The organism is Vibrio sp. Vf1514 (assembly GCF_052076135.1).
In the GTDB taxonomy this organism is placed as follows: Bacteria; Pseudomonadota; Gammaproteobacteria; order Enterobacterales; family Vibrionaceae; genus Vibrio; species Vibrio furnissii.
Genome location: NZ_CP197267.1, coordinates 453,495 through 477,247, shown reverse-complemented (window position 1 = coordinate 477,247; position 23,753 = coordinate 453,495). Strand labels below are relative to the sequence as shown.

Here is a 23,753-nt window from a genome sequence, read left to right as displayed (position 1 = left end):
TTCGTTGAGTAAGTGGTTGGAAACTATATGCTGAAATTTCTGGTTCGTTCAGTCGGACTTGGGCTGGTCACGGCAGCGGTCGTGATTGCGGCCGTGCCATCGTTGCGCAGCCATGTGATGCCCGAAAAAAGCGCGCAACCAGCCAATTTCGCCTCTCTTCAGATCTCATTTAATGAGGCCGTCCGCCGCGCAGCACCTGCGGTGGTGAACATCTATAGCCGCAAATATTCAGAAAGTGATAAAACCAAACTGTCGACACAGGGGCTGGGCTCTGGCGTAATCGTCAGTGAAAAAGGCTACATCATTACCAACTATCACGTGGTCGCGCAGGCGGATCAAATCATCGTGGCGTTACAAGATGGGCGCGTTGCCGCTGCGCAATTGGTGGGCAAAGATCGCCGTACCGACATCGCAGTGCTGCGCGTGGAAGGGACAAACCTGCCCATCATTCCACAAAACCCGAACTATCAAGCCAAAGTCGGTGATGTTGTGCTTGCGATCGGGAACCCATATAACCTCGGTCAAACCACTACTTTTGGTATCATTTCCGCAACCGGCCGCTCATCGATCAGTGCCGATGGTCGCCAAGCGTTTATTCAAACCGATGCAGCCATCAACGAAGGGAACTCCGGCGGGGCACTGGTGAATACGCAAGGGGAATTGGTAGGCATTAATACCGCCTCATTTCAACAAGCAACGGAAATGGAAACCTATGGAATTTCCTTTGCGATCCCGTTCACTTTGGCCAGTAAAATCATGGATAAAATCATCGCCGATGGCCGTGTGATTCGCGGGTACATTGGCGTCGATGGCCAAGACATCAACGCAGTCACCTCACGCCTGCTTGGCAGTGAACACATTGGTGGCATTGTGGTGTTGGGTATCGACCCGAATGGGCCAGCATCGCGTGCAGGCTTCCAAGCAAGAGACATTATCCTGAAAATTGATGGACAGAAGATCAACGGCCGTCAAAGCGTGATGGATACGGTCACAGATCTGCGTCCAGGAACCGTGGTGAACTTCACGCTGCTGCGTAAAGGCGAAGAGATCACGTTACCCGTGACCATTGCGGAAGATTCGCGCGAGTAGTCGGTTCGCTTCACAACCAACAGCCCCGTAACCACGCATGACTCTCAATCCCAATTGAAGACACGGTTCTAATTCAAAACACCATGCTTAATTGAAAACACCATCATTCAGACACAAAAAAGCGGAGCCCATGGGCTCCGCTTTTTCATGAGAACGCGAGTTCTAGCATTATTTCTTAGCAAGCTTCTCTTTGATACGAGCTGCTTTACCAGATAGTTCGCGTAGGTAGTACAGTTTGGCACGACGTACTGCACCACGGCGTTTAACTTCGATGCTAGCCACTACTGGAGAGTGAGTTTGGAACGTACGCTCAACACCTTCACCGTTCGAGATTTTACGAACTGTGAATGCTGAGTGTAGGCCACGGTTACGAATTGCGATTACAACGCCTTCAAAAGCCTGTAGACGCTCACGGTCACCTTCTTTTACCTTAACTTGTACAACAACAGTGTCACCTGGTGCAAATTGAGGTAGGTCTTGCTTCATTTGCTCTTCTTCAAGAGCCTTGATGATGTTACTCATTGTCTAAATTCCTAGAATAAACTGATACTAAATTTAATAGGTTACTGGGTCTGGGTCTCTTTAATGTACTCAGCCAGTAATTGTTCCTGTTCGTCAGTCAGAGCTAGGTTTTCCAGGAGCTCTGGTCTTCTCAGCCAAGTTCGGCCTAGCGACTGTTTCAGTCGCCAACGACGAATGTCCTCGTGGTTTCCAGATTTCAGCACCTGAGGCACCTCTTTTCCATCCAACACTTCTGGACGCGTATAGTGCGGACAATCCAACAAGCCATTGGCAAAAGAATCTTCTTCTGCCGACGCAAAATCACCGAGTACCCCCGGAATAAACCGAGAGACCGAATCAATCAACGTCATGGCTGGGAGCTCCCCACCCGTCATCACAAAGTCGCCAATTGACCATTCTTCGTCAACTTCAGACTCAATGATGCGCTCATCTACCCCTTCGTAGCGGCCACAAATGAGAAGCAGGTTCTCATGTGTTGCCAGCTCTTCGACCCCTTGCTGATCGAGTTTTCGACCTTGAGGAGAAAGATAAATGACTTTCGTCTTTCCCGGTGCCGCCTGTTTGGCTGTCTGAATGGCATCCCTTAAAGGTTGAACCATCATTAACATGCCAGGACCGCCACCGTAGGGTTTGTCATCGACAGTGCGACGTTTGTCATGAGTGAAATCACGAGGATTCCAAGTCTCAATGGACAACACCCCTTTTTTTACCGCTTGACCTGTTACTCCGAAATCGGTAACGCTGCGGAACATTTCAGGAAATAGGCTAATGACGCCAACCCACATGTGTTCTCTGCCTTATCGATTCAGAATTAAAACGCAGGATCCCAGTCAACTTCGATCCGTTGAGCCGTGCGATCAATGTTTTTGATCACTTGCTCTTCAAGGAACGGAATCAATCGTTCCTTTTGGCCAAAAGCATCTTTTAGATTCGCCTTCACCACGAGAACATCGTTCGAGCCAGTTTCTAACATGTCGACAACTTCACCAAGGTTGTAGCCTTGTGTTGTCACCACTTGCATACCGAACAATTCACGCCAGTAGAACTCATCTTCTGACAATTCAGGTAGTGATGCAGGGTCAATCGCGATTTCAAAGTTAGTCATCAGGTTCGCATCTTCTCGAACATCAAGTCCTTGAAGTTTTGCCACCATACCTTTGTTATGGCGTTTCCAGCTTTCTACTTTGTACTCGACCCATTCGCCTTTATGGTTCACAAACCATGGGCTGTAATCAAAAATGCTCTCAGCATCGTCTGTATAGGAAAAAACCTTAAGCCAACCACGAATGCCATAAGAAGCACCAAACTTACCTACAACAATTTTTTCGTCTTGCTTGCTCATTGTTTCTTTACCTTTCATCGACATAAACTAGTGCTACTTACTAAGTAAGAATTAAGCCGCTTTTTGAGCGTCTTTAACTAGCTTAGCTACGCGATCTGATACAGATGCGCCTTGTGAAACCCAGTGGTTCACGCGCGCTAGATCTAGGCGTAGGCCTTCTTCTTGACCTTGAGCAGTTGGGTTAAAGAAACCAACTTTCTCAATGAAACGGCCAGTTGAAGAGTTGCGGCTGTCAGCAACAACGATTTGATAGAATGGACGCTTTTTAGCGCCGTGACGTGCCAAACGAATGGTTACCATGTCGTCCTCTTTGCTTTCTCAAAAATAAAATTAACCCCAAAAACCGTTGTTCTAAAACAGTTTGGGGTCTCGTGCCAAAATAAAGCCTCGGAATTTTACTCTTATTCCGAGGCATTGCAAGGGTTTTAGCTATTTTTTCACCACCAAAAGTGGGGGCAAATTACCGTGAGCATGTTAACAGTTTGAAAACTTAGTCATCAAAACTTTCGGTGCTCACCTGCATGCTTAACGACCGAAAAATCCGCCGCCGAAGCCGCCACCGCCGCCCATCATGCCTTGCATGTTTCGCATCATGCCTTTCATGCCGCCTTTTTGCATTTTCTTCATCATCTTCTGCATCTGCGTAAATTGCTTCAGCAGGCGGTTGACGTCTTGAACTTGCGTGCCTGAACCAGCGGCAATGCGTTTTTTACGCGAGCCTTTGATGAGGTCGGGGTTTTGGCGCTCTTTCATGGTCATGGAGCTGATGATGGCTTCCATCTGCTTAAACATGCGGTCATCAACTTTGTCTTTGATGTCCGATGGCAGTTGCGACATGCCAGGCAGTTTATCCAACATGCCCATCATGCCACCCATGTTTTGCATCTGGCCCAGTTGTTCGCGGAAGTCTTCCAAATCGAAGCCTTTCTTCTCTTTGAATTTCTTCGCCAGTTTCTCGGCTTTTTCTTGGTCGACATTGCGTTGCAGATCTTCAATCAGCGACAGAACGTCACCCATGCCCAGAATACGTGACGCCACGCGATCCGGGTGGAATGGTTCCAGGGCGTCGGTTTTCTCACCCACACCAAGGAATTTGATCGGTTTGCCCGTGATATAACGCACAGACAGCGCAGCACCGCCACGGGCGTCACCATCGACTTTCGTCAGAATCACACCGGTTAAAGGCAGCGCGTCGCCAAACGCTTTCGCAGTATTGGCCGCATCCTGACCGGTCATCGCATCGACCACAAACAGCGTTTCAACTGGGTTGATCGCTTTGTGCAGATCTTGGATTTCGCCCATCATCTGCTCGTCAATCGCCAGACGACCCGCGGTATCGACAATCAGTACGTCAAAGAATTTTTTCTTCGCGTGATCAATCGCTGCATTGGCAATATCAATTGGTTTTTGATCCGGCGAAGAGGGGAAGAAATCCACGTCTAAATCGTTCGCCAGGGTTTCCAACTGTTTGATTGCCGCAGGGCGATAAACGTCGGCAGAAACCACCAGCACTTTTTTCTTATCGCGCTCTTTCAGCAATTTTGACAGTTTGCCGACCGATGTGGTTTTACCCGCACCCTGCAAACCCGCCATCAGAATCACGGCCGGTGGCTGAGCCGCTAGGTTCAGCGCTTCATTCGACTCCCCCATCACCGCTTCAAGTTCACCGCGAACGATCTTGATGAATTCCTGGCCAGGTGTCAGGGATTTCGAAACTTCAACACCAACCGCTTTCTCTTTGACGCGGCTGACAAATTCACGTACGACCGGTAACGCGACGTCTGCTTCCAGCAGCGCCATACGCACTTCGCGTAACGTCTCTTTAATGTTGTCTTCTGTAAGACGACCTTTACCGCTGATATTTTTCAGCGTTTTGGACAATCGATCCGTTAAATTTTCAAACATCTTTTTCTCTTCGCGATAAGGCGATTCATATCGGTGAGTATACCTTAGCCAAATGAATAGGCATACCCATTGCGCGGTTGCATCCACGTTTCTTTGTTAGATTGGGCTTCATCGCGATATCTCAACTCTCGAAATCGATCACGATCCGGCATAGCTCATTGGGGTTATGCAGGGTATAATTCGCCACTTCAATCACCATTTATGTGAGAAGCATGGATAACTTAATCGCTATCGTTGCCGCCATCTTGTATGCACTGTCCATTGCGACGATCGTACCGGGCTTGGCCAACCAAACAGGGATCAAAGCTAAAACGGTATTTATCAGTGCCGCGCTGGCGCTGCTTTTTCATGCCTGGCTATTGAGTGACCTCATTTTGCACGGCAGCGGTCAAAACTTAAGTATTCTGAACGTGGCCTCGCTGATCAGCTTTATCATTGCGCTGGTCATGAGCGTGGCGATGTTCAAAGCGCGTTTGTGGTTTCTGCTGCCGGTGGTGTACAGCTTCTCCGCCATTAACCTCTCTGCGGCGGCGTTTCTACCTGGGACGTTCATGACCCATCTGGAAAATGATCCCAAGCTGATGTTTCATATTTCTTTAGCACTCTTCTCCTACTCTACCTTGTCGATAGGCGCGTTGTACGCCTTGCAACTGGCTTGGTTGGATTACAAGTTAAAGAAGAAAAAAGGACTTACCATCAACCCGAACCTGCCGCCCTTGCTAATGGTTGAACGTCACCTGTTCAAAATTATTTTGATCGGTAACCTGCTCCTCACCGGCACCCTGATCACCGGTTTTGTGTTTGTTCAGGATATGTTCGCCCAAGGCAAAGCGCACAAAGGCATTCTCTCGTTTATTGCTTGGGTCGTGTATTCCATTTTGTTGTGGGGACACTATCAGAAAGGCTGGCGCGGACGTAAAGTCACGTGGTTCGCCGTGGCCGGGGCAACCTTGCTCACGCTGGCGTACTTCGGCAGCCGATTTGTCAGAGAGATTATTCTGCGCTAAGGTCAACGAATTAGACCTGAATCAACATGAACACCCCCGCCTGGGATAGGCCTTTATTTACCGAAAACTGTTATAAGGAAAACAAGCGTTTTGGACGACATATCAACGGGTATCTTATTTGCGCTACTCGCGTGTCTTATTATTATTTCCGCCTATTTCTCGGGTTCAGAAACCGGCATGATGTCGCTGAACCGCTACCGCCTGAAACACTTGGCGAACACGGGACACAAAGGCGCCAAACGCGTTGAAAAACTCCTTGGCCGCCCCGACCGTTTGATCGGCTTGATTCTGATCGGTAATAACCTCGTTAACATTTTAGCGTCGGCGATTGCGACCATTTTGGGGATGCGTCTGTACGGGGATATCGGCGTGGCCATTGCCACCGGTGTGCTCACCTTAGTGATTTTGGTGTTTGCCGAAGTCACGCCCAAAACGCTGGCCGCGCTGTATCCAGAACGCGTCTCTTACGCCAGCAGCGTCCTGCTCTCGATTTTGATGAAGGTGTTGTCGCCACTGGTGGTGTTCGTCAACTTCATTACCAATGGATTTATTCGCCTACTGGGGCTCTCTGCACAACACGGGGGCGATGATCCGCTCAGCTCGGAAGAACTACGCACGGTGGTGAATGAAGCCGGTGGGTTGATCCCACGTCGCCACCAAGACATGTTGCTATCAATCCTCGATTTGGAACACGTCACCGTGAACGACATCATGATTCCCCGCAACGAGATCACCGGCATCAACATCAATGATGACTGGAAATCCATTGTGCGTCAGCTAACACACTCGCCGCATGGCCGCGTGGTGCTGTATCGCGATCACATTGATGAAGTGGTTGGCATGTTGCGTCTGCGTGAAGCAGCGCGCTTCGTGTTGGAGAAAAACGAATTCACCAAAGAGACCTTATTGCGGGCCGCCGATGAAGTGTACTTCATTCCAGAAAGTACCCCACTCAACGTGCAATTGCTCAAGTTCCAGCGCAATAAAGAGCGGATTGGCCTCATCGTCGACGAGTATGGCGACATCATTGGTCTCATCACGCTAGAAGACATTCTGGAAGAAATTGTCGGCGAGTTCACCACATCGATTGCGCCAAGTTTAGCGGAAGAGATTACCCCGCAAGGCGATGGCAGCTTCCTGATGGAAGGCAGTGCCAACATCCGCGACATCAACAAGAGCTTGAAGTGGAAATTGCCGACCGATGGTCCTCGCACACTCAACGGGTTGATTTTGGAACATCTGGAAGAGATTCCAGCCAGTCACCTGAGTGTCAAAGTTGCCGGTCACCCGATGGAGATCGTCGAACTCGAAGAAAACCGCATCAAACTGGTTCGAGTCTACCCGCGTAAAACGAAGAAAGCGTAAGCGCCCACATTCAGCATCCACAAAAAAGGCTTGGTCATCCCAAGCCTTTTTTATTACTCGAATTTTCACTCGCAATGGTTACGTGCAGTAATCGTTACGCGCAGCTTTAGTGCACTTTCAGCTCATTGAGCATCGATTCGGGCAACGCCAGTTCATCATTCTTGTTGACCTGAATGCCTGCGGCAATCACGGTTTCAGCAATCGCTTTGGCTTCATTCAGGGAGTGCATCGCTGCGGTGCCGCACTGGTATTCGTTCAGCTCAGGAATTTGATCCTGGCTTTCGACACTCAATACGTCTTGCATCGACGCCAACCAAGCGGCAGCGACTTGCTCTTCGCTTGGCGCACCAATCAGGCTCATGTAAAACCCGGTGCGACATCCCATCGGCGAGATGTCGATAATTTCCACGTTCGCGCCATTGAGGTGCGCACGCATAAAGCCGGCGTACAGATGCTCCAGCGTATGAATCCCTTTCTCGGACAGAATGTCTTTGTTTGGCATGGTGAAACGCAGGTCAAACACCGTAATGGTGTCGCCTTTCGGCGTTTGCATGGTTTTCGCAACACGCACAGCCGGTGCGTTCATGCGAGTGTGGTCGACGGTAAAACTGTCTAATAATGGCATTGTCCTTTCTCCATTGCATGCCAGTTCAGAAAAACCAGCTTCGATTGTCTTCTAATTCCTGACGGCACTGTTTGAGCTGCCATCCATAGTCTTTTGCCTGTTGCTCGACTTTCCGAGCCACCTTGATCAAGGCCGGTTTTGACTGGTAGCTTTTACGCTTAAAGCCGCCTCGACCTTCATGATAGGCGAGATATTGATGATAGGTATCCCATTTCGAGATCCCAAGCGTTTTTTGTGTTTCGCTGGTATACCAGCCAATAAACATTAACGAATCATCAAAATTGGTCCGCGAGCCACCGTGGTCGGTTGCGCGTTGAAAATCTTCCCAAGCAGGATCCTGCGCCTGCGCATAGCCATACGCACTGCTGACTCGGCCCCAGGGAATAAACCCTAATAGGTAATCTTTGGGCGGTTTGGCATCGTGGCGAAAACTGCTCTCCTGCTTGATGATCGCCATCGCAATCTGAATCGGCGTGCCCCACGCGTCATTCATCGCCACCGCATCGTCATACCATTGCGGCTTTTCTCGAAAAATGTCACACAGATTGCTTTGTTGGCTTGGTGGTGTGGTCGCACACCCCGCCAAAAGCAGGAGTGTGCTCACCGAAAGCCATGTCGCCTTTGTTGCCATGTTATTTCAGATAGGCAAAGTAGTGTTCAAGAAACGCATCAAAGCTCTGTTGGTCTTGCTGCTCAAGCTGCTGCTGAGCGGCAACCGAGCGCACAACTTCCTCTTCCATGAGCGTCGCGGAGTACACTTTGTATTGATGGTTCAAGTTCTGTTCGCGGTATTTCAAGCCCAGTGCACAGCCCGTTTTTCCAAGACCGCCATGTTCTTTGGTTAGCGCCAACGTCTGTGCTGACAACGTCCGTTCCGGATGATCGATCCAGCTTTCAAGCTCGCGACACACATCCTGATACGCGCTGCCACCATGCACGGAATCCATCAGTTCAGCAATCAGAGACAAATCAGCAAATACGCGTTTGGCCCAAGCTTGCAGCGACAATTTCTCGCCGTGACAACCAATTTGCAGCTCCAGCCCTGGCTTGCGCCCTTCCAGCACCACTTTGCTCCAGTTATCACGCCAGCAAGCCAATTCGCAATCGTCCATTGGATCCGAATCGGTCAATGCGGTCCACGTGAGGAACAGATCGAGGAAGCGGACTTGCTGCTCGCTGATGCCAATCGGACTAAATGGGTTCACATCCAGTGAGCGCACTTCAATGTATTCCACGCCGCCACGCGCCAGCGCTTCAGACGGTTTCTCGCCACTTTTCGCCACACGTTTTGGACGAATGGGCGCGTAGAGTTCATTCTCAATCTGCAGCACATTACTGTTGAGCTGACGGTATTCGCCCGCCACTTTCACGCCAATCTCGGCAAACTCGTCAGACGGGGTGCGAATCGCCGCATTGAGTCCGGCGAGGTATTGCTCAATGCCATTAAATCCAATTTTAAGCACGCTTTGTGCGTGGTTGGTGTAACCCAAATCACTCAAACGCAAAGAGGTAGCGTGCGGCAGATACAGGGTCTGCCCGATGTTCTCAAACGCCAGCGACGTTTCACGCCCTTGAATGAATGACGAGCACAATGCCGGTGACGCCCCAAAAAAGTAAGGAATTAACCAGCCAAAGCGGTAATAGTTGCGGATCAGCGCAAAATAGGCATCCGATTTTGTGGCCTGACGTTGTTCTTCTGATTGTTCGCCATACAGGGCGTCCCAAAATGAGTCCGGGAAAGAAAAGTTGAAATGAACACCAGAAATGATTTGCATCAGGCTACCGTAGCGACGCTTCAGGCCGGTACGATAAAGGGTTTTCATGCGGCCAGAATTGGACGAGCCGTATTGAGCCAGCGTGATGTCATCTTCATTGCCGACATAGCATGGCATCGACAATGGCCACAGTTTTTCTTCACCGATTTTGCTTTGTGCAAAGTGGTGAATGTCGGCCAACTGCGACATTAGCGTCGGAACATCATGCGAAACCGGAGTAATAAACTCCAGCAGAGATTCAGCGAAATCCGTTGTGATCCAGCGATTGGTCAGTGCCGAACCCAGCGCGGTTGGATGAGGTGTTTGGGCAATCACCCCCTCAGGAGTGTAACGCAGCGTTTCACGTTCAACACCTCGGCCAAACTGTTGAAACACTTCAGGTTGATGAGCAACTCGTTCAAGTCGCGCGGCAAAATTAGTCAAAATGAGATTCGCTTATAAATGTTATAAATCCAATGAAGCTGAGCTTAACCCGCCACGATAGAAGCAGGAGGCGGAACTTCGCCTCCTCTTTAATGTGTACTCTAGCGGATGATTTCAAGCTCTTCTACGGGAATAGTTAACTTTTCTAGCTGGGGTTTGAGCGATTTGGCATCACCCACAACAATGATTTGGTAGTCCGTTGGCACAAACCATTTTGCGGCCAGTTCATCCAATGTCGACTTATCCACGCTTTTGACGATGTCATTGCGCTGCTGCAGATAATCCTTATCCAAGCTGTAAGTCAGGATACTACTTAGGAGCTGCGCTTTCTGTGATGGCGTTTCATAACTGAGCGCATCTTGCTGGCCCACCGCCAAACGCAAGAACGTCATCTCTTCTTTCGTCAGCCCTTGCTGGCTAAATCGATCCATCTCTTTTTCCATTTCGACAATCGAAGGCACTGTGGCATCGGCGCGTACCTGCGCATTGAACACAATCGCCCCCACTTCTCGATTGCTGGCAAAGTAACTGCTGGCGCCGTAGGTGTAGCCTTTATCTTCACGCAGATTCTGGTTGATGCGACTGTTGAAATTCCCGGCCAAGTTAAAGTTGGCCAGTTGACTTAAATACAGCTCGCCAGTCGCGTCAAACGGCAGACCTCGACGCACCAAACGGACGATGGTTTGCGGCGCTCCCGGTTTATCAACGAGGTAGATTTTCTGCCCCGTCAGATTCGGCACCACTTGCGGGCGCAGCAATGGAGACGCTTCCCCTTGCCACTGAGCAAAGAATTGCAGCTGTTTACGCACGTCCCGTTTACCGATGTCGCCCACAACCACAATTTGCGCACCATGCGGTGTGTAGTATTGGTGATAGAAGTGCTTCACATCCTCAAGCGTCAACGCCGCAATGGATGCCTGCGTCCCATCACTGGCGCGCGCAAAAATCGAATCGCCGAACAGCACCTGACGCGTGGCTTGCGAAGCCAACCACCCCGGTTGCTGGTGTTGATACACGGTGCCTTGAATCATTTGCTGTTTGATGCGGTTGAAATCGTCTTTTCGAAATCCGGGTTTAAACAGCACTTCTTCAACCACAGCCATGGTTTCGGCTAGGTTCTTTTTCAAACTCGAAATCACAATGCTGGTTGAGTAAGCATTGGCACTGACACTCACTTGAGAGCCCAATTGATCCAATTGGGCTTGAATCTGCTCAACGGTTCGCGTCGTCGACCCTTCTTCCAGCATGGCTGCCGTCAGATTCGCCAATCCTTCTTTCCCCGGTGCCACATGGCGCTCCCCTGCAGGCAGCTTGATCTCGACCAGCACGGTAGGTGTTTCGGTGGTCTGCGTGCCGAGAAGTTCTGCACCATTGTCGAAATAGATGTCATACAGCGGTGGCATGTGTGCTTGCACCGCTTCAGCCACTTTCGGCATCAATGAACGATCGAAATTGTCCTTCACTGCACGATAATGAAGATCACTGTCGCTGATCTTATGATACGTCGGCAAGGTGCGTGCTGGCGGCGTGAAGTTATCCGCTTGAACCGCCAGTTGCGTTTGACCTTTCGGCACGACGCTCAAGGTCACTTTATGCTGCCCTTCAAGGTAACGCTGATACGCCTGCGACACCGATTGTGGCGACACTGCACGTAGTTCCGCAAGTTGCGTTTCGATGCGATCCGGTTGGCCGTAGAACGTTTGGTTACTGGCCAGTTGAGTCACTTTGCCTTGCACGCTTTCCAGCGCAAACACCGCATTGGCTTCCGCCATGCCGGTGATCTGCTCAAGGCGCGCTTTATCAACTCCCGACTGTTTGAACTGTTGCAACGTCTGCATCAACTCGTGATACAACGGTTGAAGCTGCGCTTTGTCCCCCGAAGGCGCCATGGCATAAACGTAAAAATTACACGCCAATTCCGCACAATCTTGGAACGCGCCGGCATCGACCGCTTTTTGTGTTTTGACCAGATTCTGATACAACAAGCTGTTTGAACCACTGCCCAACACTTTTGCCAGCGCATCCAGTGAGGCCTGATCGCTCGCGCCGCGATAAGCCGTTGGCCAACCAATCACCACCATCGGTTGCTGAATGCGATCTTGCAGCGTCACAAAACGATCTTCAGTTAAAGTAGCAGGTTGTTTGGGCGCATTGTCGACTTCAGGGCCTTGTGGAATCGAGCCAAAGTATTTGCTCACCCACGCCAGCGTTTTATCCACATCGATGTCACCACCAATGGTGAGCACCGCATTGTTCGGACCATACCAGCGTAGGAAAAACGCTTTCAGATCATTCACGTCGACTCGGTCGAGATCGTCAACATAGCCAATAGTTTGCCATGAATACGGATGACCTTCTGGGTACATGGCTTCACCCATTTTCTCCCAGATCAAACCATATGGACGGTTGTCGTAGTTTTGCGCGCGCTCGTTTTTCACCGTATCGCGCTGAATTTCAAATTTACGCTGCGACACCGCATCGAGCAAAAAGCCCATGCGATCCGATTCCAACCACAACACTTTTTCCAACTGATTCGACGGTACGGTTTCGTAGTAGTTGGTCCGGTCGCGGTTGGTGGTGCCATTCAGCGACCCGCCCGCTTCGGTGATAATGCGAAAATGTTGCTGATCGCCAACGTGCTTTGAGCCTTGAAACATCATGTGCTCAAAGAAATGCGCGAAACCCGATTTCCCGGCCACTTCGCGAGCAGATCCCACGTGATAAGTCACGTCCACATGCACTAGCGGATCGGAGTGATCCGGCGATAGAATCACCGTCAACCCATTATCAAGACGGTATTTGGAATACGGGATCATCACTTTTCCCGGTTGTGCGTCGACGGTTTCGACCAGCGACACTCCGGAAGGCAGAGAGGAGAAAAGCGACACCGGTGCCGATGTGGATGAGCAGCCATACAAGGCGATAAGAGAAACAGCACCAAACCAAAGTTTTCTCATGACTTCTCCTTAGAAAAAACCATAAAAGAGAGCAGCCAGCAGTGAATAACGTAATGCTTTACCAATCAGGATGAGTGTAAAGACGGGAAACCAATTCATGCGAAGCCAGCCAGCTGCCAGACAGAGCGGATCACCAATGATGGGTAACCAGCTCAACAGTAATGCCCAATAGCCGTGTTTATTCAGCCAGGCTAATGCTTTATGACCTTGTTTTTCGTGTTCAGTTCGATTAGGCAGCCACAAACCTAACCAATAGTTGGTTACGCCACCGAGGGTATTGCCCACGGTCGCGACCACGATCACCATCAACACGGAATATTGTTGCAGAGACAGCGTTGCCACTAACGCCGCTTCCGAGCCGCCCGGAAGCAACGTTGCACTCAAAAAGCCCCCGAGGAACAAAACCCAGAGGGCGGAGTTAGAAAACAGCAGTGCCAGTTCGGTAAAGCCAGAGTTAAACCACTCTAGCATTGCATATCAAGCAACACCTTGCCCCGCGTGTGTCCGGACTCAATTTGAGTGTGCGCTTGCTGCACGTCGCTCATTGGATACACTTGCTGAATTTCGGTCTTCAAGAGCCCAACACTCACCATGTAAAGCATGGTGTTGAGTTGTTCTGGGTTGGGGTCAACCAGCATGCCAGTCGCCTCAAAGCCGAGCATTTTGGCTTTCTCGCAGATCAGTTCCGCACTCAAAGTCGGTACCGTCACCACGCGGGCATGATCGTTCAGACATTTGAGTGCATCCAACGCTGCATCACCGCCAACCAAATCGATCAGCACGTCTACTTGCTCTAAGCGCTGAGACACTGGCGCAAAGTTATAATTGATCGCGTGCGCGCCCAAGGTCGCCAGATAATCGAGGTTGCTTTCGCTGCATGTGGTATAGACTTCGGCTTTCGCCGCAATCGCGATTTGCACCGCCAAATGCCCCACACCACCGGCGCCTGCGAGGATCAACACTCGATCGCCCTCTTTCACTTGGGCTTTATTGAGCGCCTGTGCCGCGGTCTGCCCCGCCAGAGGCAGCACCGCCGCCGCTTCAAGGGTCACGGCATCAGGAACAATGCTGAGCTCTTTTTCCGGCACGCACACATATTGGCTGTACCCACCGCCCCGCAGTGGAAAACCAATAAAACCGGCCACATGAACCCCAGCTTTGAGTTCGCGAACGCCGTCGCCCACGCTGACCACGGTGCCTGCAATATCGTAGCCCGGCACCCAAGGTAGATTGTCTTTGTTCTGCGCAGCTGCCCAGCCAAGACCGGCACGGGTTTTTACATCAATAGGGTTGATGCCTGAAAATGCCACTTTGACTAACACTTCGCCAGCCTGAGGTTCAGGTATCGCGGTGGTTTGAATCGCGAGCACTTCTGGCCCGCCAAACTGGGTGATTGCAATCTGCTTGTTGTCCATTTCCAAGGTCCCTATTGAGGCAAATAAAAAGGGATGCCGAAGCATCCCTTTGAATATATACCATTTTATTAGTAACCGTTAACTCTCAGTTCGCAATTTAACCAGAGATTAACCGACCAGCGCCAACAGCACCCCGGCCGCAACTGCCGACCCCAGCACCCCGGCCACGTTGGGCCCCATGGCATGCATCAGCAAGAAGTTCTGTGGATTGGCTTCCAAACCCACTTTGTTCACCACGCGCGCCGCCATTGGCACCGCCGACACACCGGCCGCACCAATCAGTGGGTTGATGTCTTCTTTGGAGAACTTGTTGAGGATCTTCGCCATGATCACACCGCCAGCCGTCCCGATGCTGAACGCGACCGCGCCCAGCGCCAGAATGCCCAACGTTTCAAGGTTTAGGAATTTATCAGCCTGCAATTTTGAACCGACCCCTAAGCCCAAGAAAATCGTCACGATGTTGATCAGCTCGTTTTGCGCCGTCTTCGACAAACGCTCCACGACGCCGGCTTCGCGCATCAAGTTACCGAGACAGAACATGCCCACCAAAGGTGTCGCCGCGGGCAAGAACAAAATCGTCATCAATAACACCACCAAAGGAAAGATGATTTTTTCGGTTTTGCCGACGTGGCGCAATTGCGCCATTTTGATCTGACGTTCTTCTGGTGTGGTTAACGCTTTCATGATGGGCGGCTGAATGATCGGCACCAACGCCATGTAGCTATAGGCCGCCACCGCAATCGCGCCCAACAGATCAGGCGAAAGCTGACTGGCAAGGAATATCGCCGTTGGGCCATCCGCGCCTCCGATAATCGCGATGGAGGAAGCGTCTGCCATGGTGAATTCCATGCCCGGCACGTAGTTCAACAAAATAGCGCCAAACAGGGTCGCAAAAATCCCCAACTGCGCTGCCGCACCTAACCATAACGTTTTCGGATTCGCAATCAATGCCCCGAAATCCGTCATCGCCCCAACCCCCATGAAGATCAAGAGTGGGAAGACCCCTGACTCAATCCCCACGTGATAGACGTAGTACAGCAGACCACCCGGTTCAGTAAAACCAGCATTGGGAATGTTGGCCAACACAGCACCAAACCCGATGGGCAATAGCAGCAAAGGTTCAAACCCTTTACGAATCGCCAAAAACAGCAGCAAGCCGCCCACCATGATCATGATGATCTGGCCGAGTTCGAAGTTTGCAATGCCCGTTTCAGACCATAAGGTGATTAATCCGTCCATGGTTCTTCCTTATGCCAAACTCAACAGAGGCGCACCAACCGTCACAGAATCCCCTTCTTTAACATGAAGATCCTGCACGACACCGCCGCGCGCCGCGCGAATTTCGGTTTCCATCTTCATCGCTTCCAGCACGATCAAAATGTCACCTTCGGCCACTTCGCTCCCGCTTTGCACATTGATTTTGAAGATATTCCCCGCCAGCGGCGCTGGCACCGATTCCGCATTTGCGCTGACGGCCGCCGGAGCCGCAGTCGGCACCGCTTGGCCTGCGGATGCTGGCGTCACGGAGGTCAGTTGACCTTGCGGTCCCACTTCGACGTCATACACTTGGCCATCCACACGTACGCTGTAAGTTTCAACGCCGCCAGCCAATGTTGGATCAGCCGCCACGACGGGTGCCGGTTCATTGCCCGGCGCCGGTTCAAACGCTTCCGGATTATGACGGTTTTTGAGGAATTTAAGGCCCACTTGTGGGAACAAGGCATAAGTCAGCACGTCATCGACTGTATCTTCAGCCAGTGAAATGCCGTCCGCTTTCGCTTTTTCCAGCAATTCAGTGGTCAAATGATCCATTTCGGCATTCAGCAGATCCGCAGGACGACAAGTGATAGCGGCTTTCCCTTCAAGCACTTTGGCTTGCAGCTCCGCATTGACTGAGGCTGGTGCCGCACCATATTCCCCTTTGAGAACACCTGCAGTTTCTTTGGTAATGCTCTTATAGCGCTCACCGGTCAAGACGTTGATCACCGCTTGCGTGCCCACAATTTGCGAGGTCGGCGTCACCAAAGGAATAAAGCCCAAGTCTTCACGCACGCGAGGGATCTCTTTTAGAACCTCATCCAAGCGATCCGCGGCTCCTTGCTCTTTCAACTGACTTTCCATATTCGTCAGCATGCCGCCCGGCACCTGAGCAATCAGAATGCGTGAATCCACCCCTTTCAACTGACCTTCAAACTTCGCGTACTTCTTGCGTACGTCACGGAAATAAGCAGCAATCGGTTCCAGTTGTTCCAGCTGCAAATGTGTATCACGCGCCGTACCTTGCAGCATCGCCACCACGGTTTCCGTAGGGGTATGCCCGTATGTTTGACTCATCGAAGAGATGGCGGTGTCAAGAATATCAATGCCCGCTTCCACCGCTTTGATTGCTGTTGCGGTCGATAAACCTGTAGTGGCATGGCAATGCAACGCTAGGGGTACAGCACAGGATGCTTTGATACGCGTGATCAGCTCTTCTGCCTCATACGGCTTCAACAGCCCTGACATGTCTTTGATACACAGCGAATGGCAGCCGAGATCTTCCAAACGTTTCGCCAAATCAACCCACGTATCCGCGTTGTGCACGGGACTGGTGGTGTAAGAGAGCGTGCCTTGAGCGTGCGCGCCGACATCAATCGTCGCTTTGACCGCTTGTTCGAAGTTGCGGACATCATTCATGGCATCAAAGATACGGAACACATCCATCCCGTTGGTATGCGCACGTTCCACGAATTTTGCCACCACATCATCAGCGTAATGGCGATAACCCAGCAAGTTTTGCCCACGCAACAGCATTTGCATCGGTGTGTTCGGCATGGCCTGTTTGAGCGCGCGTAGACGTTCCCATGGGTCTTCCCCGAGATAACGAATGCAAGCGTCAAAGGTCGCGCCACCCCAAGTTTCCAGCGACCAGTAACCCACTTTATCCAGTTCAGCCGCAATCGGCAGCATATCGTCCAGACGCAGACGCGTCGCAAACAGTGATTGATGCGCGTCACGAAGGACGACATCGGTAATAGCGAGAGGTTTAGACATGTGTATAACTCCTTTTAATCCGGACTACTTCGACGCTGAAGTACGATACTGATGTACGGCAGCGGAAATAGCGGCGACAACCTGAGGACTCACAGCCGCAGAGGTGGGTTGCACTTTTTTCGCTGGGGTTGGTGCGGCGAACGATGGTGGCACTTCTTGTGGTACCCATTTAGACATGCATCGAACGAGATAAACCAGAATGGTGAGGAATAGAAATACGACCGACATCCCCGTGATCATGAGGGTGGCCGCATCCACTAGCAGGCTTCCAATATTAGTCATGTTGCTTCCTTTCTTTGTCATCCTGACAACATATGTTGAGCATGAGCGACCATCTCACGCCAACATGTGAAACGAAATTATCAATTTTGGTGAAAAATTGTCAATTTTGTTCACTACACAGTTGTGCTCGGCACACACAATCGGTTGAAAATTCGTCACACAAATCACAAAACGTCGTGAAATGACCGACAAACGTTCTAACTTTTGTGGCGAATATGCCCAGATTAAAGAAGATTCAAAACGAAAATTGAGATGCAGTTAATAAAGTGGAAAAAATCCCTTTAAAACAATGAGTTGTAAAATATAGATAAACAAGATGATAATGAAATGTAAATAAAAAAGCCTCGCGAATGCGAGGCTTTGTAAGGATGGCGCGCTCGAGAGGATTCGAACCTCTGACCGCCTGGTTCGTAGCCAGGTACTCTATCCAGCTGAGCTACGAGCGCGCTATTTTCGATACCAAACAAGGTTGTTCAGGATCAGGGCATTACCCTTATTCACAGTATTCTTTCAAGAAGAAAGAATGGCGCGTCCGAGAGGATTCGAACCTCTGACCGCCTGGTTCGTAGCCAGGTACTCTATCCAGCTGAGCTACGGACGCGCAGGCTTGATTGTTTTCACAATCGACTCTTGAAAAATCAAGAACTTATTAATAATGGCGCGCTCGAGAGGATTCGAACCTCTGACCGCCTGGTTCGTAGCCAGGTACTCTATCCAGCTGAGCTACGAGCGCGCTGTTTTCGATGCTAAACAAAACTGTTCAGGATCAGGGCGTTACCCTTATTCACTGTATTCTTTCAAGAAGAAAGAATGGCGCGTCCGAGAGGATTCGAACCTCTGACCGCCTGGTTCGTAGCCAGGTACTCTATCCAGCTGAGCTACGGACGCGCAGGCTTGATTGTTTTCACAATCGACTCCTGATAAATCAAGAGCTTATTAATAATGGCGCGCTCGAGAGGATTCGAACCTCTGACCGCCTGGTTCGTAGCCAGGTACTCTATCCAGCTGAGCTACGAGCGCGCAGGTTGTGAAGTATATCACGTTTTTGTTGTTTGAAAACAAAAATTTGCCCGAAGGCGAAGAAATGGCGGTGAGGGAGGGATTCGAACCCTCGATGCGGCTACAAACCGCATACTCCCTTAGCAGGGGAGCGCCTTCGGCCTCTCGGCCACCTCACCACGTTTCTTTTCCAAAACTTACGTTTCAGAATCTTCATATTCCCGAGAGAATATGGCGCGTCCGAGAGGATTCGAACCTCTGACCGCCTGGTTCGTAGCCAGGTACTCTATCCAGCTGAGCTACGGACGCGCATTTCACTTAATGTGCTAAATTAAGCGTCGCAAGAAATGGCGGTGAGGGAGGGATTCGAACCCTCGATGCGGCTACAAACCGCATACTCCCTTAGCAGGGGAGCGCCTTCGGCCTCTCGGCCACCTCACCGTCTTGCGGAGGCACATATTACGATTTACCAAAAATATGTCAAACACTTTCTTGGCAAAAATTGGAAAAAACTGCTTAACCGTTGGCTATTTAATCAAAGCGGTGTGAAATTACACTTTTATTAAAAACGGACACATGAAGCACAAAAAAGGCTGACAAAATTGCCAGCCTTTTCGTTGATAATTAGTAGTTGCCTGACGCAACGTTACCATTACCTTTTTCAGCTTGAATGCGCATGTAGATTTCTTCACGGTGCACAGAAACTTCTTTCGGTGCGTTCACACCGATACGTACTTGGTTACCTTTTACGCCCAGTACAGTTACTGTTACTTCGTCACCGATCATGAGTGTTTCGCCAACGCGGCGAGTCAAAATTAGCATTCTTTGCTCCTTGAGTAATCTCTGTATTATCTTGCAACTACGTTATTATCCACTAAAAGTTATATTTTCGTAAACTCTCTATTGCAGTCAAATCAGCCTAAAAATGCATGTTTAGGCTGAAAGTCCACGAGTGTTTCAGAATCGATATAAGCTTCGTGCAAAATATTTGCCGCTTCCTCAACGCAGTGCGGCGCAAGCATTAACATCAATGATTGTGAAGTCGTGGAGACATAATGTACATCGATGCCCTGTTCTGACAACAATGCACAAGAATGCTCCGCTAAGTCAGGCGCTTGCAGACCGACCGTAGTCAGTAAACTCACATGTTCACTATTACGGATTTTGTCGCTGAACACCAGATCCAACTTGGCACAGGCATCGCGTTTTATCACAACACCTGCCCATTCTGTCTTTTCGATCACATTCCAGACTTCTACACCTAACATCTGACACTGTTTCATCAGGCTGGCTAATGAATCCTGTTCAACGGTCACCAAAGACATGTCACGTTGGATTGCCAGGCCACATACAGCTTGCGAACCTTGTTCGCCTTTAATCAAGCTGCCGTCGTTTACATCAAACGTCGACAGCACGCGCAGTGGAACCTGATTTTCCCAAGCATACTGAACACACGGCAGGTGCAGCACTTTCGCGCCTTTACGAGCCATTTCTTCCATCGATGGAAAATCAATGATGTCCAGTTTCTTTGCTTTGGGTACAACACGAGGGTCACATGTATAAACCCCATCAACATCAGTGAAGATTTGACATTCATCTGCGTTGAGCGCTCCGGCCAATGTCACTGCACTGGTATCCGAGCCACCACGACCTAAAGTGGTGATATCCCCATTTTCATTGATACCCTGAAAACCGGCTACAACAACAATCTGGTCTTGTGCCAGCAGTTCCGTAATCGTTCGTGTATCAATCGTTTTAATCGTCGCGTCATTGTGTTGATTATCCGTCACAATGTTCGCTTGAGCTCCGGTTAGAGAGCGAGCAGCATAACCCAGTTTATTCAGAGTCATCGCTACCAGTGCCATAGACACCTGCTCACCAGCAGAGAGCAAAACATCAAGTTCCCTAGCGGTTGGTACGCTATCCACTTGTTGGGCTAAACCCAGCAGTCGGTTGGTTTCTCCTGACATGGCAGAAACAACAACAACAACTTGATTACCATCATTTTTCGCTTTAATGATGTGTTCGGCGACAGTATGCATGCGCTCAATTGAGCCAACGGAAGTTCCACCGAACTTTTGCACGATAAGGGGCTTTTTCACCAGTATTCACCTTCCCAAGACCAAAGTCTCATTCGGACTAAACTGTTGCTCACCAACGAGTTGTCTATCAGTTTAGTAGTTACAAAAACAAAACCAAGCGGTTAATCGACTGTATGAAACTCACGCCAATTAAACCACTTGGTTGACCAGATAAAGTTACGCTCAATCAAAATTTGTCTTGATTGAGCGCTAATTATTTCAGTTTGTTATAGACGCTCAGCAATCCAAGCGTCTACAGACCCCAAGGCGGATGGCAATGCCGCTGCATCGCTACCACCGGCTTGAGCCATATCTGGGCGACCACCGCCTTTACCACCCACTTGCTGCGCAACCATGTTCACCAGTTCTCCGGCTTTCACTTTCGACGTCAGGTCTTTGGTTACACCAGCAATCAGGCCAACTTTATCGTCTGCCACGTTACCCAGCATGATGATGCCACTACCCAGTTGGTTTTTCAGTTCATCAACCATACCGCGCAGTGCTTTGTTATCCGCACCGTCAAGCTGTGCCACCAGCACTTTGACGCCAGCAATGTCTTTCACTTTGCTCGTCAGGCTGGCACTTTCTTTCGCTGCCAGTTTGTCTTTCAGGTGCTGAATTTCTTTTTCCAGACCTTTGGCTTTCGAGGCCATGTCAGCCACTTTGCTTTCAAACTGAGCGTGCTGAGCGTCAAGATAATCCAGCGCAGCTTCACCCGTAACCGCTTCAATACGGCGAATGCCCGCCGCGATGCCGCTTTCCGAGGTGATCTTGAATAGACCGATATCACCGGTGCTGCTGGCGTGAATACCGCCACACAGTTCAGTCGAGAAATCGCCCATCGACAGCACTCGCACCTGTTCGTCGTATTTCTCACCAAATAGAGCCATCGCGCCTTTTGCTTTCGCAGCGTCGATATCCATGATGTTGGTTTCAATACGGTGGTTGGTACGCACTTGTTCGTTCACCAGACGCTCAACTTCTTTCAGCTCAGCCGCAGAAACAGCTTCCAAATGAGAAAAGTCAAAACGCAGGCCTTCGGCGCGAACCAGCGAACCTTTTTGCATGACGTGCTCGCCCAGAACGCGGCGCAGCGCAGCGTGCAGCAAGTGCGTCGCAGAGTGGTTCAGAGAAATCGCAGCGCGACGTTTCGCGTCAACGATCGCATGAACGGTATCGCCTTGAGCAAATACGCCTTCGGCCATCACGCCGTGATGCGCAATCGCGTTACCCAGTTTCTGAGTGTCGACCACATGGAACACACCGGCGTCAGTTTTCAGCACGCCCGCATCGCCACATTGGCCACCCGATTCCGCGTAGAATGGCGTTTCATTCAGCACGATGATGGCTTTATCGCCCGCAGACAAAGACGCCGCAGCTTGGCCTTCCACAAACATTTCTGTGATGGTGCTTTCACCTTGAGTCGCGCTGTAACCGCAGAACTCCGTTACACCTTCCACTTTAATCAACTGGTTGTAGTCGGTACCGAAATGACCCGCTTCACGTGCACGTTGACGCTGCTCTTCCATCGCCGCTTCAAAACCAGCTTCATCAATGGTAAAGCCACGTTCACGTGCCACATCATTGGTCAAGTCTGCTGGGAAGCCGTACGTGTCGTACAGTTTGAAAACGGTTTCGCCATCCAGCTCAGTGCCTGACAGTGCATCAAGCGCTTCGTTCAGAATTGCCATGCCGCGATCCAGCGTACGGCCGAAGTTTTCTTCTTCGATACGCAGAACTTTTTCCACAATCGCGTGCTGTTTCTTCAGCTCTTCACCCGCAGAACCCATCACGTCTGCCAGTGGGCCAACCAGTTTGTAGAAGAATGCGCCTTTCGCGCCCAGTTTGTTCCCGTGACGAACGGCGCGACGAATGATACGACGCAGCACGTAACCACGGCCTTCGTTTGACGGCATCACACCATCAACAATCAAGAAAGCACAAGAACGAATGTGGTCTGCAACCACGCGTAGCGATTGGTTCGACAGATCGTCGTAGCCAATCACATCAGCCGCAGCTTTGATCAGTGTTTGGAAAACGTCGATTTCATAGTTGGAGTGCACACCCTGCATGATGGCAGAGATACGCTCGATGCCCATACCGGTATCTACAGACGGCTTCGGCAGTGGTTCCATCTTGCCATCGGCATGACGGTTGAACTGCATAAAGACGTTGTTCCAGATTTCGATGAAACGGTCACCGTCTTCTTCTGGTGAGCCAGGACGACCACCCCAGATGTGTTCGCCGTGATCGTAGAAGATCTCGGTACATGGACCACAAGGCCCCGTGTCACCCATCTGCCAGAAGTTATCGGACTCGTACGCTTTACCGCCTGGCTTGTCACCAATGCGAACAATACGATCCGCCGGAATACCAACCTGCTTGTTCCAGATATCAAACGCTTCGTCGTCAGTTTGGTAAACCGTGACCAGCAGGCGCTCTTTTGGTAGCTGCAGTACTTCAGTCAGAAATTCCCATGCAAACTTGATGGCATCTTCTTTGAAATAATCACCAAAGCTGAAGTTACCCAACATTTCGAAGAATGTGTGGTGACGTGCGGTGAAACCGACGTTTTCCAGGTCATTGTGCTTACCACCGGCACGCACACAACGTTGCGCCGTGGTCGCGCGCGTATAGGCGCGCTTTTCCAAACCTAGGAAACAATCTTTAAACTGGTTCATACCTGCGTTGGTGAACAGCAGGGTCGGGTCATTAGCAGGCACCAACGACGAACTGTCGACGATTTGGTGACCTTTGCTTTCAAAGAATGAGAGGAACGCGCGGCGAACCTCATCCGTGCTCATGTACATGCAGCTCTTCCTGAAATACTCAAGTTAGAATTTTGCGATATTGTAAAGCATGGATAAGAGTTCGCCTAGTTTTCTTAAAGAAAAGACGAAAATGAATTGAAACCTAAATTGAAACCTCATGTG

20 protein-coding genes and 8 tRNA genes are annotated in these 23,753 nt (G+C 50.4%); 3 read left to right on the top strand and 25 right to left on the bottom strand.

The genetic code is table 11. From position 1 onward, the window contains the following. The first annotated feature begins 27 nt into the window (after window positions 1–27). Entirely contained in the window at window positions 28–1,089 is a 1,062-nt protein-coding gene (gene degS, locus ACS18Q_RS02310) for an outer membrane-stress sensor serine endopeptidase DegS (protein WP_004723888.1), read from the top strand. 168 nt (window positions 1,090–1,257) lie between these two features. On the opposite strand, the gene rplS is transcribed toward degS, so the two are convergent. The 5 genes from rplS to ffh all read right to left on the bottom strand — a co-directional run bounded on the left by rplS (window position 1,258) and on the right by ffh (window position 4,858). Beyond that, window positions 1,258–1,611: a 50S ribosomal protein L19 gene (gene rplS, locus ACS18Q_RS02305; protein ID WP_004723886.1), complete on the bottom strand. Its 354-nt coding sequence runs from the start codon at window positions 1,609–1,611 to the stop codon at window positions 1,258–1,260. A 41-nt stretch (window positions 1,612–1,652) separates the two neighbouring features. Then, window positions 1,653–2,396, bottom strand: a complete 744-nt coding sequence (trmD, locus tag ACS18Q_RS02300; protein ID WP_014205763.1) for a tRNA (guanosine(37)-N1)-methyltransferase TrmD — start codon at window positions 2,394–2,396, stop codon at window positions 1,653–1,655. 26 nt (window positions 2,397–2,422) lie between these two features. Further along, window positions 2,423–2,977 (bottom strand): ribosome maturation factor RimM, encoded by a 555-nt coding sequence (gene rimM, locus ACS18Q_RS02295; protein WP_004723882.1) that lies wholly within the window; start codon window positions 2,975–2,977, stop codon window positions 2,423–2,425. A gap of 27 nt (window positions 2,978–3,004) precedes the next feature. Then, window positions 3,005–3,253, bottom strand: a complete 249-nt coding sequence (rpsP, locus tag ACS18Q_RS02290; protein ID WP_004723879.1) for a 30S ribosomal protein S16 — start codon at window positions 3,251–3,253, stop codon at window positions 3,005–3,007. 225 nt (window positions 3,254–3,478) lie between these two features. After that, entirely contained in the window at window positions 3,479–4,858 is a 1,380-nt protein-coding gene (gene ffh, locus ACS18Q_RS02285) for a signal recognition particle protein (protein WP_004723876.1), read from the bottom strand. 212 nt (window positions 4,859–5,070) lie between these two features. Here ffh and ACS18Q_RS02280 point away from each other — a divergent pair, with 212 nt between their 5' ends. Beyond that, a complete protein-coding gene (locus ACS18Q_RS02280; protein ID WP_004723874.1) occupies window positions 5,071–5,865 on the top strand; it encodes a cytochrome C assembly family protein in 795 nt (264 codons plus the stop codon). 90 nt (window positions 5,866–5,955) lie between these two features. Then, window positions 5,956–7,230 (top strand): HlyC/CorC family transporter, encoded by a 1,275-nt coding sequence (locus tag ACS18Q_RS02275; RefSeq protein ID WP_004723872.1) that lies wholly within the window; start codon window positions 5,956–5,958, stop codon window positions 7,228–7,230. A gap of 106 nt (window positions 7,231–7,336) precedes the next feature. Here ACS18Q_RS02275 and luxS read toward each other — a convergent pair whose 3' ends face one another. From luxS to alaS, 20 genes are all read right to left on the bottom strand, one after another. Next, window positions 7,337–7,855 (bottom strand): S-ribosylhomocysteine lyase, encoded by a 519-nt coding sequence (gene luxS, locus ACS18Q_RS02270; protein WP_014205765.1) that lies wholly within the window; start codon window positions 7,853–7,855, stop codon window positions 7,337–7,339. A gap of 25 nt (window positions 7,856–7,880) precedes the next feature. Then, window positions 7,881–8,486: a transglycosylase SLT domain-containing protein gene (locus tag ACS18Q_RS02265; RefSeq protein ID WP_044367718.1), complete on the bottom strand. Its 606-nt coding sequence runs from the start codon at window positions 8,484–8,486 to the stop codon at window positions 7,881–7,883. A gap of 1 nt (window position 8,487) precedes the next feature. Then, on the bottom strand, window positions 8,488–10,053 hold the full coding sequence (gene gshA, locus ACS18Q_RS02260; RefSeq protein WP_441257326.1) for a glutamate--cysteine ligase: 1,566 nt from the start codon (window positions 10,051–10,053) through the stop codon (window positions 8,488–8,490). A 101-nt stretch (window positions 10,054–10,154) separates the two neighbouring features. Further along, entirely contained in the window at window positions 10,155–13,010 is a 2,856-nt protein-coding gene (locus ACS18Q_RS02255) for a M16 family metallopeptidase (RefSeq protein WP_172561905.1), read from the bottom strand. Between the two features lie 9 nt (window positions 13,011–13,019). Beyond that, window positions 13,020–13,481, bottom strand: a complete 462-nt coding sequence (locus ACS18Q_RS02250; protein WP_014205768.1) for a YqaA family protein — start codon at window positions 13,479–13,481, stop codon at window positions 13,020–13,022. Continuing rightward, window positions 13,475–14,425 (bottom strand): NADP-dependent oxidoreductase, encoded by a 951-nt coding sequence (locus ACS18Q_RS02245; RefSeq protein ID WP_004723861.1) that lies wholly within the window; start codon window positions 14,423–14,425, stop codon window positions 13,475–13,477. The genes ACS18Q_RS02250 and ACS18Q_RS02245 overlap by 7 nt, the downstream gene beginning before the upstream one ends. A gap of 108 nt (window positions 14,426–14,533) precedes the next feature. Then, complete coding sequence (locus ACS18Q_RS02240) at window positions 14,534–15,664, bottom strand: sodium ion-translocating decarboxylase subunit beta (protein ID WP_004723858.1); 1,131 nt, start codon at window positions 15,662–15,664, stop codon at window positions 14,534–14,536. 9 nt (window positions 15,665–15,673) lie between these two features. Beyond that, window positions 15,674–17,458, bottom strand: a complete 1,785-nt coding sequence (oadA, locus tag ACS18Q_RS02235) for a sodium-extruding oxaloacetate decarboxylase subunit alpha (RefSeq protein ID WP_441257325.1) — start codon at window positions 17,456–17,458, stop codon at window positions 15,674–15,676. Between the two features lie 24 nt (window positions 17,459–17,482). Then, window positions 17,483–17,740 (bottom strand): oxaloacetate decarboxylase subunit gamma, encoded by a 258-nt coding sequence (locus ACS18Q_RS02230; protein WP_041942628.1) that lies wholly within the window; start codon window positions 17,738–17,740, stop codon window positions 17,483–17,485. Window positions 17,741–18,109: 369 nt separating this feature from the next. Beyond that, a tRNA-Arg gene (locus tag ACS18Q_RS02225) sits at window positions 18,110–18,186 on the bottom strand. 78 nt (window positions 18,187–18,264) lie between these two features. Then, a tRNA-Arg gene (locus ACS18Q_RS02220) sits at window positions 18,265–18,341 on the bottom strand. A 55-nt stretch (window positions 18,342–18,396) separates the two neighbouring features. Next, window positions 18,397–18,473, bottom strand: a tRNA-Arg gene (locus ACS18Q_RS02215). A 78-nt stretch (window positions 18,474–18,551) separates the two neighbouring features. After that, a tRNA-Arg gene (locus tag ACS18Q_RS02210) sits at window positions 18,552–18,628 on the bottom strand. A 55-nt stretch (window positions 18,629–18,683) separates the two neighbouring features. Further along, window positions 18,684–18,760: transfer RNA gene (locus ACS18Q_RS02205), tRNA-Arg, on the bottom strand. A 65-nt stretch (window positions 18,761–18,825) separates the two neighbouring features. After that, window positions 18,826–18,918: transfer RNA gene (locus ACS18Q_RS02200), tRNA-Ser, on the bottom strand. 53 nt (window positions 18,919–18,971) lie between these two features. Next, a tRNA-Arg gene (locus tag ACS18Q_RS02195) sits at window positions 18,972–19,048 on the bottom strand. A gap of 39 nt (window positions 19,049–19,087) precedes the next feature. Then, window positions 19,088–19,180, bottom strand: a tRNA-Ser gene (locus ACS18Q_RS02190). Between the two features lie 183 nt (window positions 19,181–19,363). Next, window positions 19,364–19,561 carry a carbon storage regulator CsrA gene (gene csrA, locus ACS18Q_RS02185; protein ID WP_004415691.1) on the bottom strand — a complete coding sequence of 66 codons (198 nt, stop codon included), beginning with the start codon at window positions 19,559–19,561 and terminating at the stop codon, window positions 19,364–19,366. Between the two features lie 92 nt (window positions 19,562–19,653). Continuing rightward, the gene (locus ACS18Q_RS02180) at window positions 19,654–20,841 is read right to left on the bottom strand and encodes an aspartate kinase (RefSeq protein WP_038150576.1); all 1,188 of its coding nucleotides are present in this window, start codon (window positions 20,839–20,841) and stop codon (window positions 19,654–19,656) included. Between the two features lie 206 nt (window positions 20,842–21,047). Further along, on the bottom strand, window positions 21,048–23,630 hold the full coding sequence (alaS, locus tag ACS18Q_RS02175; protein ID WP_441257324.1) for an alanine--tRNA ligase: 2,583 nt from the start codon (window positions 23,628–23,630) through the stop codon (window positions 21,048–21,050). Window positions 23,631–23,753: the final 123 nt, after the last annotated feature.